Raw genomic sequence first — 13290 nt, 5'->3', positions numbered from 1 at the left:
CCCGGCGCCTTGCCCCGTCATGACCACCAAGGCTGACTTCTGGTTCGACCCGCTGTGCCCCTTCGCCTGGATCACCTCGCGCTGGATCCTGGAGGTGGAGCAGGTGCGCGACATCGAGGTGACCTGGCGCGTGATGAGCCTGGGCTACCTCAACCAGGACAAGGACATCCCCGCGGAGTACCGCGAGGCCCTCAAGGACGCCTGGGGCCCGGTCCGCGTCGTGACGGCGGTGGAGCAGGCGCACGGTCGCGAGCAGCTGCTGCCCCTCTACACCGCGATGGGCACCCGGATCCACAACGAGGGGCGCGGCGTCAGCAAGGAGGTCGTCTCCGAGGCCCTGGCCGAGGTCGGGCTGCCGGCCGAGCTGGTCGAGGCCTTCGACGACGCCGGCTACGACGAGGCGGTCAAGGCCTCGCACCACCTGGGCATGGACCAGGTCGGCGACGAGGTCGGCACGCCGACCATCGCGATCGAGGGCGCGGCCTTCTTCGGGCCCGTCCTGTCGTCGATCCCGCGCGGCGAGGAGGCCGGGAAGATCTGGGACGGCGCCGTCGCGATGGCGTCCTACCCCTTCTTCTTCGAGCTGAAGCGCTCGCGGACGGCGGAGCTCGACTTCAGCTGATCGTCCGGCGGGTCGTTGGGCCTGTCGGCTCGACCTGTGGTGCGCGTGTGACGCATGATGTTTCGTGATGTCTCACGCTGATGCAGGTCGACGCAAGCTGCTCATCGCCGCCGGAGCGGGGGTGGTGGCCGTGCCGGCCATCGCCGCCCTCGCCCGCTGGGGCCCCGGCCAGGAGCCGACCACCCCGGACGGACGGCTCATGCTCTCGGCCGACGACGGCTCCGACGTCGGCGAGCTCGAGGTCGCCCTCGACGACCGCCGGCTCCGCCCGGTCGACGCCTCGGGGCGCGTCGTGCAGGACGACGGCGGTGGCGGCGCTCCCTCGGGACGCCGCGTCGCCGGCGCCGAGACCTGGAGCACCGGCCCGCTGGAGACCACGTCGTTCGCGATGCTGGGCCTCACCTGGCGCGGCAGCGACCCGGTGCTGCGGGTGCGGACCCGCAGCGGTGGTGCCTGGGCCCCCTGGCGCTCGACCCCCGCGCTGGCCGACGGCCCCGACGCCGGCGTCGAGGGCGACAGCTCGCTGCGCGCCACCGACGTGACCTGGGTCGGCCGTTGCGACGGGGTCGAGGTGGCCGTCGACGGCCCCCGCCCCGAGGACCTGCGCCTGGTGCTGCTGGACCCCGCCGGTCGCCCGACCGACGCCACCGTCGTGCCCGACGAGCCGCCCGCGACCGCCTCCGGCGGGTCCTCCGGCGCCTCCACCGTCTCCGCGACCGTCTCGTCGACCGTCTCCGCGCGGGCCGACGACGCCGCCGACGACCCCGCCGACGACCCGGGCGTGGTGCCCGCGGCGAGCACGGCCACGCTGTGGCCCAAGCTCTACTCGCGCAAGACCTGGGGCGCCGACGAGTCCTGGCGCAGCGGCACGCCGACGCGCAACGCCACGCTCCAGCAGGTGCACGTGCACCACACCGTCAACGCCAACGACTACTCCAAGGCCGAGACCCCGGCCCTGCTGCGCGGCATGTACCGCTACCACACCAAGTCGCTGGGCTGGTCCGACATCGGCTACAACTTCCTGGTCGACCGCTTCGGCCGGATCTGGGTCGGCCGTGCCGGCGGCCCGGGCCGCAACGTGCGCGGGGCGCACACCCTGGGCTTCAACGACACCTCCACCGGCGTCTCGGTCATCGGCAACTTCGAGACCGCGCGGCCCTCCAAGGCGGTCGTCTTCGCCGTCACGCGGGTCGCGGCCTGGAAGCTGGAGATGCACGGACGCAAGCCCGCGGGCACCGCCACGGTGCGCTCCACCGGCAGCGACCGCTACTCCGCGGGCGCCACGGTGAAGCTCCCGGTGATCGACGGCCACCGCGACACCAACGACACCGCCTGCCCCGGCTCGCTCCTCTACGCCCAGCTGCCGCTCATCCGCAAGCGCACCCGCAAGCGGATCGCGCGCTTCAAGGACGGCACCCTCGGGGCCTGACCCCGGCCCCGGGCCGGGTGCTCCCTAGGATCACCCCATGAGCACCGTGCTGTCCGCAGTCGCCTGGCCCTACGCCAACGGCCCCCGCCACATCGGCCACGTCGCCGGGTTCGGCGTGCCCTCCGACGTCTTCTCCCGCTACATGCGGATGGCCGGCCACGACGTGCTCATGGTCTCCGGCACCGACGAGCACGGCACCCCGATCCTCATCGCCGCCGACGAGGCCGGGGTGAGCCCCCAGGAGCTCGCCGACCGCAACCACCGCGTGATCGCCGAGGACCTCTGCGCCCTCGGCGTCAGCTACGACCTCTACACCCGCACCAGCACCCGCAACCACCACGCGGTGGTGCAGGAGCTCTTCCTCGGCGTGCACGCCAACGGCTACTTCGTCGAGCAGACCACCTACGGCGCCATCTCGCCGTCCACCGGCCGCACGCTGCCCGACCGCTACATCGAGGGCACCTGCCCCATCTGCGGCGCCGGCGGGGCCCGCGGCGACCAGTGCGACACCTGCGGCAACCAGCTCGACCCCCACGACCTCGTCGACCCGCGCTCGAAGATCAACGGCGAGACCCCGGAGTTCGTGGAGACCCAGCACTTCTTCCTCGACCTGCCGGCCCTGGCCGAGGCCCTGGGGGAGTGGCTCGACGGCCGCGAGGCCACGGGCCTGTGGCGGCCCAACGTCATCCGCTTCAGCCAGAACATCCTCAAGGAGATCCGCCCCCGCGCCATGACGCGCGACATCGACTGGGGCATCGCGGTGCCCCTCAAGGGCTGGCGCGACAACCCCACCAAGAAGCTCTACGTGTGGTTCGACGCCGTCATCGGCTACCTCTCGGCCTCGATCGAGTGGGCGCGGCGCACCGGCGACCCGGAGGCCTGGCGCCGCTGGTGGAACGACCCGGAGGCGCTGTCGTACTACTTCATGGGCAAGGACAACATCACCTTCCACAGCCAGATCTGGCCCGCCGAGCTGCTGGCCTACTCCGGCAAGGGGAGCAGGGGCGGCGAGCCGCGCGAGTACGGCGAGCTCAACCTGCCCACCGAGGTGGTGAGCTCGGAGTTCCTCACCATGGAGGGCCGCAAGTTCTCCTCCTCCCAGCGCGTGGTCATCTACGTGCGCGACCTGCTCAGCCGCTACCAGCCCGACGCCTTCCGCTACTTCGTCGCCGCCGCGGGGCCGGAGAACCAGGACTCCGACTTCACCTGGTCGGAGTTCGTGCGCCGCACCAACGACGAGCTCGTCGCCGGGTGGGGCAACCTGGTCAACCGCACCGCCACCCTCATCGCGAAGAACTTCGGCGAGCTGCCCGCGGCCGGGCCCCTGGAGCCGGCCGACCAGCGCCTGCTCGACTCGGTGGAGGCCGCCTTCGGCGTCGTGGGCGACCTCATCGGCCGGCACCGCCAGAAGCAGGCCATCGGCGAGGCGATGCGCACCGTGGCCGAGGTCAACAAGTACGTCTCCGACACCGAGCCGTGGAAGCTGAAGGGCGAGGAGCAGCGCGAGCGCCTCGCCACCGTGCTCCACGTCGTGGCGCAGTGCGTGGCCGACCTCAACCTCGTGCTCGCCCCCTTCCTGCCGTTCTCGGCCAACGAGGTCGACAAGGCCCTCGGCGGCGCCGGCACCGTGGCCCCGATGCCGCGCCTGGAGGAGGCCGAGGACCTCGACGGAGGCGCGGGCTACCCCGTGCTCACCGGCGACTACACCGGTGTGCCGACCTGGCGGCGCCACCCGATCGCGGTCGGCACCCCGGTGGCCAAGCCCTCGCCGATCTTCACCAAGCTCGACCCGTCGGTGGTCGACGAGGAGCTCGGGCGCCTCGCGCAGGCGTGAGCCGCTAGGTTTCCGGGCATGACCGCGGGCATGTACCTCCCCACCTTCTTCGTGAAGCAGAAGTTCGCCATGACGACGAACCGCTACGAGCTCTACGCCGCCGGCCCCGACGGCTCCTTCGGGCAGCTGATGGGGCTGGCGGAGCAGAAGCGGATGGCCTTCAAGGAGGAGGTCACCTTCTACGAGGACGCCTCGAAGTCGCGGGCGGTCTTCAGCTTCAAGGCCCGCAAGCGCATCGACCTCGGCTCGGGCTACGACATCGTCGACGAGGCCCGCCAGCCGCTCGGCTTCTTCAAGAAGGACTTCGGCGCCAGCCTGATGCGCTCCACCTTCCAGATCGAGGGCCCGGGCTACGCCGGCACGGGGCAGGAGCGCAGCCAGGCGATCGCGCTCATCCGCCGCTTCACCGACATCCCCTTCCTGCCGATCCACTTCGACTTCACCACCGCCGACGGCCAGCCGCTGCTGGGCGTGGAGCGCCAGGGCTCGGTGCGCGACAAGTACACCGTGCACGTGCCCGACCAGCGCGTCGACTTCCGCGTCGCCGCGGCCGTCGCCGTGGGCCTCGACGCCCTGATGCAGCGGTAGGTCCCGCGGTGGTGCTCTTCCCGCAGGCGCGGCGCGCCGTCGAGGCCGCCGCCGGTCAGCCGCGCGTCTTCGAGGCCGGCTTCGACGTCGCCGCCGCCCGGCTCGAGGCCCGCCGGCTGGCCGCCGCCCAGCCGCGCGAGGACGTCGCCGAGGTGCTCGACGTCGACGCCGGCGGCGTGCCCTGCCGGCTCTACCGACCCGCCGGGGCCCGCCCGGGCGTCGTGGTGCACGTGCACGGGGGCGGCTTCGTGATGCACGACGTCGACGTCCACGACGCGGTGGCCCGCCGCCTGGCCGACCGGTCGCGCACCGCGGTGCTCAGCGTCGACTACCGCCGACCGCCGGAGCACCCCTTCCCCGCGGCGCCCGACGACGTCAGCACCGCGCTGGCGTGGCTCGAGGAGCAGGCCGCACGGCCCGGCGACCCGCTGGGGGTCGCGGGCCCGACGTACGGCCACGGCGACAGCGCCGGCGCCAACCTCGCCCTCGTCGCGGCGCTGCGCCACCCGGGACGCTTCACGGCCCTGGCGCTGATCTACCCCTTCCTCGACCCGACCGCGTCCTTCGACAGCTACGCCACGGCCGCCGACGGCTTCGACCCCCGCGAGGCGGCCTGGTACTGGGAGCAGTACGCCGCGACCCCGGCCGACCTGGAGCACCCCGACCTCGCACCGCTGCGCTCCGAGGGCCTCGGCACCCTGCCGCCGACGCTGGTGGTCACCGCCGAGCACGACCCGCTCCGCGACGAGGGCGAGGAGCTGGCCCGCCGGCTGGCCACCGAGGGCGTGGCGGTCGTCGCCACCCGCTACCTCGGGCAGGTCCACGGCTTCTGGCGCCACGTCGACGTCTTCGACGCCGCCGAGCCGCTCATGCGCCAGGTGGCCGCCTTCCTCGAGCAGCACCGCCCCGACCAGCACCGCTAGCCCGGCGACGGGGCCGGGAGCCGCTCTGGGAGGATGCGGCCCATGCGCGTGCACCTCGGCTCCGACCATGCCGGCCTCGACCTCAAGGACCACCTCGTCGCGTGGCTGCGCGACCACGGCTACGAGCCGGTCGACCACGGCCCCTTCGTCCACGACGCCCTCGACGACTACCCCGTCTTCTGCCTCCGCGCCGCCGAGGGCGTCGCCGACGACCGCGAGCGCGGCCTCGACAGCCTCGGCGTGGTCGTCGGCGGCTCCGGCAACGGCGAGCAGATGGCCGCCAACAAGGTGCTGGGCATCCGCTGCGCGCTGGTGTGGTCGGAGGAGACCGCCCGGCTCGCGCGCGAGCACAACGACGCCCAGGTCGTCTCGGTCGGCGGGCGGATGCACACCCTGGAGGAGATGACCCGCTTCGTGGAGGTCTTCCTCGCCGAGCCGTTCAGCGGCGACGAGCGCCACGTGCGCCGCATCGGCCAGCTCGGCTCCTACGAGCAGACCCGCGAGCTGCCCCCGCTGCCGGAGTCGGCGCAGGGCCTCGGCCCCTCCGATGCCGCGCACTGATGCCTGAGGGCCACACCCTCCACCGCCTGGCGGCCGACCTCGGCGCGGCCTTCGCCGGGCGCGCGGTCGCGGTGGGCAGCCCCCAGGGGCGCTTCGCCGACTCGGCCGCCCTGCTCGACGGCCGGGTGCTCGCGGGCGCGGAGTCGTGGGGCAAGCACCTCTTCGTCGCCTTCCCCGGCGAGGTCTTCGTCCACGTCCACCTCGGGCTCTACGGCACCTTCGCCGTGCACCCCGACGTCGCCGACGTGCCCGACCCCGTGGGCCAGGTGCGCCTGCGCCTGGTGGCCGACGACGCGCGCGGCGCGGCGTACGCCGACCTGCGCGGGGCCACGACGTGCGAGCTGCTGACGCGGGCCGGGCGCGACGCGGTCGTGGAGCGCTCGGGGCCCGACCCGCTGCGCCCCGACGCCGACCCCGACCGCGCCTGGCAGCGGATCCGCCGCAGCAGGGCCCCCATCGGCGGCCTGCTCATGGACCAGACGGTGCTCGCCGGCGTGGGCAACGTCTACCGCGCCGAGATCCTCTTCCGCCACCGCATCGACCCGCTGCGGCCCGGCAGCACCCTGCGGGTGGGGCAGTGGCAGGCGATGTGGGACGACCTCGTCGTGCTCATGGCCGAGGGCGTGCGCACCGGTCGCATCGACACCGTGCGACCCGAGCACACCCCCGAGGCGATGGGGCGTCCCGCCCGCGTGGACGACCACGGGGGAGAGGTCTACGTCTACCGCCGTCACGGCCAGGACTGCCTGGTGTGCGGGGCGCGGGTGAGGACCACCGAGCTGGCCGGTCGCAACCTGTTCTGGTGCCCGGGGTGCCAGCGACGGTTCCGCTCGCGCGCGGCCGCGGCGGGCTAGCGGCGGGCGCACGGCGGTTGGGGCGTGGCGGGCGCGGTGTGGCACGATGTGGCCCGGTCCGACGGCGCTCCACCCTGCCCAGCAGAGGGCGTCACGGCCACGCGGATGTAGCTCAATGGTAGAGCCTCAGTCTTCCAAACTGATTACGCGGGTTCGATTCCCGTCATCCGCTCTCAGGGAGCGTCACGGTCCGCCGGGGCGCCTCTTGGCGGGGCGTAGCGTAGTGGCTAGCGCGCCTGCTTTGGGAGCAGGAGATCGCAGGTTCGAGTCCTGTCGCCCCGACGACAGCCACACCCCTCACCGTCCGGTGAGCAGACCCCCGATTGATAGAGGAGACACCCTGTGAAGAGCGCCGTCGAGACCTTGAGCCCGACCCGGGCCAAGCTGACCGTCGAGGTGCCCTTCGAGGAGCTCAAGCCGAGCCTCGACGCGGCGTACAAGCAGATCGCCCAGCAGATCAACGTCCCCGGCTTCCGCCGCGGCAAGGTCCCGCCGATGGTCATCGACCGTCAGGTCGGCCGTGGCGCGGTGCTCGACCAGGCCATCAACGACGCCCTGCCGAAGAAGTACGTCGAGGCGCTGCAGGAGAACTCCCTCGAGCCGCTGGCCCAGCCCGAGATCGAGGTGACCCGCCTCGAGGACAACGAGCTGGTGGAGTTCACCGCCGAGGTCGACATCAAGCCCGCCATCGACCTCCCGGCCTACGAGGGCCTCGAGGCCGAGGTCGACGACGTCGAGGTCAGCGACGAGGACGTCGAGGAGCAGGTGACCGCCCTGCGCGAGCGCTTCGGCACCCTCAGCGACGTCGAGCGCCCGGCCGCCGACGGCGACTTCGTGGTCATCGACCTCAAGGCGACCAAGGACGGCGAGGTGCTCGAGGGCGCCGAGGTGTCCGGCATGTCCTACCAGGTCGGTCGCGGCGGCATGCTCGAGGGCCTCGACGAGGCGCTCACCGGCATGTCGGCCGGCGAGGACAAGACCTTCTCCTCCCAGCTCGTCGGCGGCGACCTCGTCGGCGAGGAGGTCGAGGTCGCGGTGACCGTGACCCAGGTGCAGGAGCAGGAGCTCCCCGAGCTCGACGACGACTTCGCCCAGGAGGCCTCGGAGTTCGACACCGCCGAGGAGCTCACCGCCGACGTGCGCGAGCGGCTCGGCCGCGGCAAGCGCCTCGAGCAGGCTGCCGCCGCCCGCGACGCCGTGCTGGAGGCCCTGCTGGAGAAGGTCGAGGTGCCGCTGCCCGACAGCCTGGTCGCCGACGAGCTCACCGCGCGCCGGCAGAACATCGAGCAGCAGCTCGCGATGGCCGGCATCACCATGGCCTCCTACCTCGAGGACGAGGAGCAGACCCAGGAGGAGTTCGAGGCCGAGCTCGAGCGCCGCGTGCGCGACGCCGTCGCCGCGCAGTTCCTGCTCGACGAGATCGCCAAGAAGGAGGAGCTCGGGGTCAACCAGGAGGAGCTCTCCCAGCACCTCGTGCGCCGCGCCCAGCAGTCCGGCCAGGACCCGCAGGAGTTCGCGAACCACATGTTCCAGCACAACCACATCCCCGACCTGGTCCAGGAGATCCTGCGCGGCAAGGCGCTCGCGACCCTGGTCGAGTCGGCCGTGGTGAAGGACGCCTCCGGCAACACCGTCGAGCTGAAGAACCTGCGCCCCGACGGCACCATCGGTGAGCCCGAGGCCGAGGTCGAGGCCACCGACGAGGCCACCGAGGCCGACGCGGAGAAGTCCGAGGCCTGAGGCCGACGCCCTCGCCCGGCGACGGCACCACCCGCTGCACCCCGAGAGCCCGCCGGTCGCGACCGGCGGGCTCTCGGCGTACCCCCGTCCCCCCAGGAGAGTGCACAGGTGTGCACTGACGGGTAGCATGGGCGCCATGAGCCCCGTCCCCGTCACACCGGCGCCCGGCCCCTCGGTGCTCGACGCCGCCTCGCTGCTGTGCGAGGTGGCCGACGAGCTGGTGGTGCGCAGCGTCCGCGACACCCACGTGGCCGTGCTCGACCGGGTCCACGGCATCGGCCGTGCGGTCACCCACGGCGGGCCGGGGGTCGTGGAGCGGGCCCACCGTGGCATCGCCGGCGGGATCTACGGCGGCCTCAGCGCCGGGCTGCGCGCCGCGTCGACCGGGCTCGACCGGGTCGCCGCCACCGGGGCGGGGCCGCGCCTGGAGTCACGGCCCGAGGGCCGCTTCCTCAGCGCCGCGGTCAACGGCCTCATCGGCGACAAGCTGCTGCGTGAGCGCCCGCAGATGGCCATCCCGCTCGCGGTGCGCCGCGACGGCAGCGACGTCGAGGTCGACGAGGCCGGGCTGTCGGCGGCCTTCCCCGACGCCACCGGGCGCCTCGTGGTGTTCCTCCACGGACTGTGCGAGGACGACTCCTACTGGGACCGCGGGCGCGACGAGGGCCGCCAGACCTACCCCGAGGCGCTGGCCGCCACCGGGTGGACCCCGATCGTGCTGCGGGCCAACACCGGCCTGCCGCTGCGGGAGAACGGCGTGGCCATGACGGCGCTGCTCCAGCGACTCGTCGAGGCCTGGCCCGTGCCGGTGACGCGGATCGCCCTGGTGGGCCACTCCATGGGAGGGCTGGTCATCCGCGCCGCCGGCGCGGTGGCGGCCGACCACCCGCAGCCGTGGACGGGCCTGGTCAGCGACGTGGTCACCCTCGGCACCCCCCACCTGGGGGCGCCGGTGGCCAAGGGGGTCGGCCACGGCAGCCGCGGGCTGGGCCTGCTGCCCGAGACCGCCGCCTTCGGTCGGATCCTCGACTGGCGCTCCTCGGGCGTGCACGACCTGGTCGCGGGGCTCACCGACGACGTGCCGCCGCTGCCGCACGCCCGCTACCACCTCGTCGCCGCCACGCTGAGCGGGTCGGAGGGCCACCCGGTGGGCCGCTTCGTCGGCGACCTGCTCGTGCGCCCGCGCTCGGCCTACGGCCGCGACGCCCGCGGACGCACCCTCTTCCCCGGCGCCGACGTGCTCCACGTCGGGCGCACCGACCACTGGGGACTGCTCAACCACCCCGACGTCCACGGCGCTCTCGCCACCTGGCTGTCGTAGCCCCGGTCGGAGGGCTGACGCCGGGGCCGCCGGCGTGGCAGGCTGCGCGTCATGGATGCCGAGGCCAGCACCGCGACCGGCGCCGCCCGCGAGCTGCGCGCGGAGGCCTTCGTCGCCGCCCCGCCGGAGCGGGTCTGGGCGCTGCTGACCGATCTCGGGGCCATGGCCCGGCGCAGTCCCGAGCTCGTCAGGATGCTGCCGCTCAAGCCCGGGGGCCTGCGCCCGGGTCAGTGGTACGTCGGCGTCAACCGCCGCGGCCCGGTCGTGTGGCCCACCCGGTCGGTCGTCTCCACCGTCGAGGCACCGCGCGTGCTCGCCTGGGACACCCCGTCGAGCGGCGCGCGCTGGATCTGGGAGCTGGCCCCGGAGGCGGGTGGCACCCGGGTGGTCCACCGTCGGCCCGTGCCGCGTGCGCTGACCCGGGTCAGCGGGCTGTTCGCGAGTGCCCTGCTGGGGGGCGCGGCCGGGCACGCCGACGAGCTGGAGGCCGGCATGCGCGAGGGCGTCGAGCTGCTCCGGGTCGCCGCCGAGGGCGGCTGAGGCCCCCGCCGGAGCCCGCAGGACCCCGTCGGGTGGTCATAAATCCGCTGTCGGCGAACAGGGGTGGATAAGGCGTGGATGTGTCCGTGGCACGGGCTAGGGTCGCCAACGTGAACCAGAACTCCAGCTCCTCGGCGCACGGCCCCACGATGGGCGGGGCCGGGCTCAACGTCCTCGACGACCACATCTACCAGCGCCTGCTGCGCGAGCGGATCGTCTTCCTCGGCTCGGAGGTGCGCGACCAGAACGCCAACGCGATCTGCGCCCAGCTCCTGCTGCTCTCGGCGGAGGACCCGGAGGCGGACATCTTCCTCCACATCAACTCCCCGGGTGGCTCGGTCGACGCCGGCATGGCGATCTACGACACGATGAACTACATCCCCAACGACGTGGCGACGGTCGGCATGGGCCTGGCCGCCTCGATGGGCCAGTTCCTGCTCTGCGCCGGCACCAAGGGCAAGCGCTACGCCCTGCCGCACGCGCGCATCATGATGCACCAGCCCTCCTCGGGCATGGGCGGCTCGGCCTCCGACATCAAGATCCAGGCCCAGCAGTCGCTCCACATCAAGAAGGTGCTCCTCGACCTCATCTCCGAGCACACCGGCCAGCCGGTCGAGCAGGTCATCGCCGACGCCGACCGCGACCGCTGGTTCACCGCCGACCAGGCCCAGGAGTACGGCCTGGTCGACCAGGTCATCAAGAGCGCTCGCGAAGCCGCCGACGACGGCCGCCCGGCCCGGCAGAAGGACTGACGACATGAACTACTACATCCCGCAGTGGGAAGAGCGCACCTCCTACGGCTTCCGCCGCATCGACCCCTACGGCAAGCTGTTCGAGGAGCGCATCATCTACCTCGGCACGCCGATCAGCGACGACGTGGCCAACGCCGTCATCGCCCAGCTGCTGTGCCTGCAGTCGATGAACCCCGACCAGGACATCAGCATCTACATCAACAGCCCCGGCGGCTCCTTCACCGCGCTGACGGCGATCTACGACACGATGCGCTTCATCAAGCCCGACGTGCAGACGGTCTGCCTGGGTCAGGCCGCCTCCGCGGCCGCGATCCTGCTCGCCGCCGGCACCCCGGGCAAGCGGATGGCGCTGCCCAACAGCCGCATCCTGATCCACCAGCCCTACACCGAGGGCACCTTCGGCCAGACCTCCGACATCGAGATCCAGGCCAACGAGATCATCCGCATGCGCGAGCTGCTCGAGAAGATGATCAGCGACCACAGCGGCAAGGACATCGAGCAGGTCAGCCGCGACATCGAGCGCGACAAGATCCTCACCGCCGAGGCCGCGGTGGAGTACGGCCTGATCGACTCGGTGCTCGAGTCGCTCAAGAGCCCGGCCCTGGCCTGAGCCACCCCGCTCCACCCGGAGCGACCCGACGGCCACCCTCGTGTCACCGCCCTCGTGGCGGCGGCGGGGGAGTACCGTCGTCGGGTCGCCCCGCCCGGCCCCGCCCGGCGCCCGACCCAGCAGCACACCGCTCCACCCAGCACCCGGCAGACAGCACAGGTAGGACCCCGGCCCCGGCGCCGGCAACGAGGAGGATGACCCCGTGGCACGTATCGGTGACGGCGGCGATCTGCTGAAGTGCTCCTTCTGCGGCAAGTCGCAGAAGCAGGTCAAGAAGCTCATCGCAGGCCCCGGCGTCTACATCTGCGACGAGTGCATCGACCTGTGCAACGAGATCATCGAGGAGGAGCTCAGCGAGGGCGCCGAGGTCAGCCTCGACGAGCTGCCCAAGCCGCGCGAGATCTTCGAGTTCCTCAACTCCTACGTGATCGGCCAGGAGCAGGCCAAGAAGTCGCTGGCCGTCGCGGTCTACAACCACTACAAGCGGGTGCAGGCCGGACTCCAGCCCGTCTCGGGCAAGCACAGCAAGGACGAGGCGGTCGAGGTCGCCAAGTCCAACATCCTGGTCATCGGCCCGACCGGCTGCGGCAAGACCTACCTCGCCCAGACCCTGGCCCGCATGCTCAACGTGCCCTTCGCCATCGCCGACGCCACGGCGCTGACCGAGGCCGGCTACGTCGGCGAGGACGTCGAGAACATCCTGCTCAAGCTGATCCAGGCCGCCGACTACGACGTCAAGAAGGCCGAGACCGGCATCATCTACATCGACGAGATCGACAAGGTGGCCCGCAAGGCGGAGAACCCCTCGATCACGCGCGACGTCTCCGGCGAGGGCGTGCAGCAGGCCCTGCTCAAGATCATCGAGGGCACCACCGCCTCGGTCCCTCCGCAGGGCGGGCGCAAGCACCCGCACCAGGAGTTCATCCAGATCGACACCACCAACATCCTCTTCGTGGTGGGCGGCGCCTTCGCGGGGCTCGAGCACATCATCGAGCAGCGGGTGGGCAAGAAGACCCTGGGCTTCACCGCCGAGGTCCGCACCCAGGCCGAGCGCAAGGAGGAGGACCTGCTGGCGCTGGTGCGCCCCGAGGACCTCACCAAGTTCGGCCTGATCCCCGAGTTCATCGGCCGCCTGCCCCTCATCGCCAGCGTCAACAAGCTCGACCAGGCCGCGCTCGTGCAGATCCTCACCGAGCCCCGCAACGCCCTGGTCAAGCAGTACCAGAAGCTCTTCGAGCTCGACGGTGTCGAGCTGGAGTTCACCGACGACGCCATCAAGGCCATCGCCGACAACGCCATGGAGCGCGGCACCGGCGCGCGCGGCCTGCGCGCCATCATCGAGGAGGTCCTCCTCCACGTGATGTACGACGTGCCCTCGCGCGGCGACGTCGCCAAGGTCGTCGTCACCGGAGCGGTCGTCACCGGTGACGAGGCACCCACGCTGGTGCCCCGCGAGAGCGAGACCAAGAAGAAGAAGTCGGCCTGATCCAGGGTCGCACCCCGACGCACGAAGAAC

13 protein-coding genes and 2 tRNA genes are annotated in these 13290 nt (G+C 72.3%); all 15 read left to right on the top strand.

What is annotated here, in order from left to right:
* Positions 1–19 precede the first annotated feature (19 nt).
* The 15 genes from IR170_RS04870 to clpX all read left to right on the top strand — a co-directional run bounded on the left by IR170_RS04870 (position 20) and on the right by clpX (position 13260).
* Complete coding sequence (locus tag IR170_RS04870) at positions 20–622, top strand: mycothiol-dependent nitroreductase Rv2466c family protein (RefSeq protein WP_193661380.1); 603 nt, start codon at positions 20–22, stop codon at positions 620–622.
* A gap of 67 nt (positions 623–689) precedes the next feature.
* Complete coding sequence (locus tag IR170_RS04865; protein ID WP_193661379.1) at positions 690–2051, top strand: N-acetylmuramoyl-L-alanine amidase; 1362 nt, start codon at positions 690–692, stop codon at positions 2049–2051.
* A gap of 37 nt (positions 2052–2088) precedes the next feature.
* Positions 2089–3885 (top strand): methionine--tRNA ligase, encoded by a 1797-nt coding sequence (gene metG, locus IR170_RS04860; protein ID WP_193661378.1) that lies wholly within the window; start codon positions 2089–2091, stop codon positions 3883–3885.
* A gap of 18 nt (positions 3886–3903) precedes the next feature.
* The gene (locus tag IR170_RS04855; protein WP_056863738.1) at positions 3904–4473 is read left to right on the top strand and encodes an LURP-one-related/scramblase family protein; all 570 of its coding nucleotides are present in this window, start codon (positions 3904–3906) and stop codon (positions 4471–4473) included.
* An 8-nt stretch (positions 4474–4481) separates the two neighbouring features.
* Positions 4482–5396: an alpha/beta hydrolase gene (locus tag IR170_RS04850; RefSeq protein WP_319804908.1), complete on the top strand. Its 915-nt coding sequence runs from the start codon at positions 4482–4484 to the stop codon at positions 5394–5396.
* Between the two features lie 42 nt (positions 5397–5438).
* Positions 5439–5957, top strand: coding sequence for a ribose-5-phosphate isomerase (locus IR170_RS04845; protein ID WP_193661377.1), 519 nt, complete (start codon positions 5439–5441; stop codon positions 5955–5957).
* A complete protein-coding gene (locus IR170_RS04840) occupies positions 5957–6811 on the top strand; it encodes an Fpg/Nei family DNA glycosylase (RefSeq protein WP_193661376.1) in 855 nt (284 codons plus the stop codon). Before IR170_RS04845 ends, IR170_RS04840 begins: the two co-directional genes overlap by 1 nt.
* A gap of 101 nt (positions 6812–6912) precedes the next feature.
* Positions 6913–6983, top strand: a tRNA-Gly gene (locus IR170_RS04835).
* Between the two features lie 37 nt (positions 6984–7020).
* Positions 7021–7093: transfer RNA gene (locus IR170_RS04830), tRNA-Pro, on the top strand.
* A gap of 60 nt (positions 7094–7153) precedes the next feature.
* A complete protein-coding gene (tig, locus tag IR170_RS04825; protein ID WP_193661375.1) occupies positions 7154–8551 on the top strand; it encodes a trigger factor in 1398 nt (465 codons plus the stop codon).
* A gap of 136 nt (positions 8552–8687) precedes the next feature.
* Positions 8688–9872, top strand: a complete 1185-nt coding sequence (locus IR170_RS04820) for an esterase/lipase family protein (protein WP_193661374.1) — start codon at positions 8688–8690, stop codon at positions 9870–9872.
* Between the two features lie 51 nt (positions 9873–9923).
* Positions 9924–10412, top strand: a complete 489-nt coding sequence (locus tag IR170_RS04815; RefSeq protein ID WP_193661373.1) for an SRPBCC family protein — start codon at positions 9924–9926, stop codon at positions 10410–10412.
* Positions 10413–10561: 149 nt separating this feature from the next.
* Entirely contained in the window at positions 10562–11164 is a 603-nt protein-coding gene (locus IR170_RS04810) for an ATP-dependent Clp protease proteolytic subunit (RefSeq protein WP_056864552.1), read from the top strand.
* A 4-nt stretch (positions 11165–11168) separates the two neighbouring features.
* On the top strand, positions 11169–11774 hold the full coding sequence (locus IR170_RS04805) for an ATP-dependent Clp protease proteolytic subunit (protein WP_056863745.1): 606 nt from the start codon (positions 11169–11171) through the stop codon (positions 11772–11774).
* A gap of 202 nt (positions 11775–11976) precedes the next feature.
* Positions 11977–13260, top strand: a complete 1284-nt coding sequence (clpX, locus tag IR170_RS04800; protein ID WP_056863746.1) for an ATP-dependent Clp protease ATP-binding subunit ClpX — start codon at positions 11977–11979, stop codon at positions 13258–13260.
* Positions 13261–13290 lie beyond the last annotated feature (30 nt).

This window comes from Nocardioides kribbensis (assembly GCF_015070375.1).
Taxonomy (GTDB): domain Bacteria; phylum Actinomycetota; class Actinomycetes; order Propionibacteriales; family Nocardioidaceae; genus Nocardioides; species Nocardioides kribbensis.
The sequence above is the reverse complement of the archived record's forward strand: the minus strand, read 5'-3'. Positions and strand labels throughout refer to the sequence as shown.

Coding starts and splice junctions, on each gene's coding strand:
- IR170_RS04870 (WP_193661380.1), top strand. CDS start 20: ATGACCACCAAGGCTGACTTCTGGTTCGACCCGCTGTGCCCCTTCGCC.
- IR170_RS04865 (WP_193661379.1), top strand. CDS start 690: ATGTCTCACGCTGATGCAGGTCGACGCAAGCTGCTCATCGCCGCCGGA.
- metG (WP_193661378.1), top strand. CDS start 2,089: ATGAGCACCGTGCTGTCCGCAGTCGCCTGGCCCTACGCCAACGGCCCC.
- IR170_RS04855 (WP_056863738.1), top strand. CDS start 3,904: ATGACCGCGGGCATGTACCTCCCCACCTTCTTCGTGAAGCAGAAGTTC.
- IR170_RS04845 (WP_193661377.1), top strand. CDS start 5,439: ATGCGCGTGCACCTCGGCTCCGACCATGCCGGCCTCGACCTCAAGGAC.
- IR170_RS04840 (WP_193661376.1), top strand. CDS start 5,957: ATGCCTGAGGGCCACACCCTCCACCGCCTGGCGGCCGACCTCGGCGCG.
- IR170_RS04820 (WP_193661374.1), top strand. CDS start 8,688: ATGAGCCCCGTCCCCGTCACACCGGCGCCCGGCCCCTCGGTGCTCGAC.
- IR170_RS04815 (WP_193661373.1), top strand. CDS start 9,924: ATGGATGCCGAGGCCAGCACCGCGACCGGCGCCGCCCGCGAGCTGCGC.
- IR170_RS04810 (WP_056864552.1), top strand. CDS start 10,562: ATGGGCGGGGCCGGGCTCAACGTCCTCGACGACCACATCTACCAGCGC.
- IR170_RS04805 (WP_056863745.1), top strand. CDS start 11,169: ATGAACTACTACATCCCGCAGTGGGAAGAGCGCACCTCCTACGGCTTC.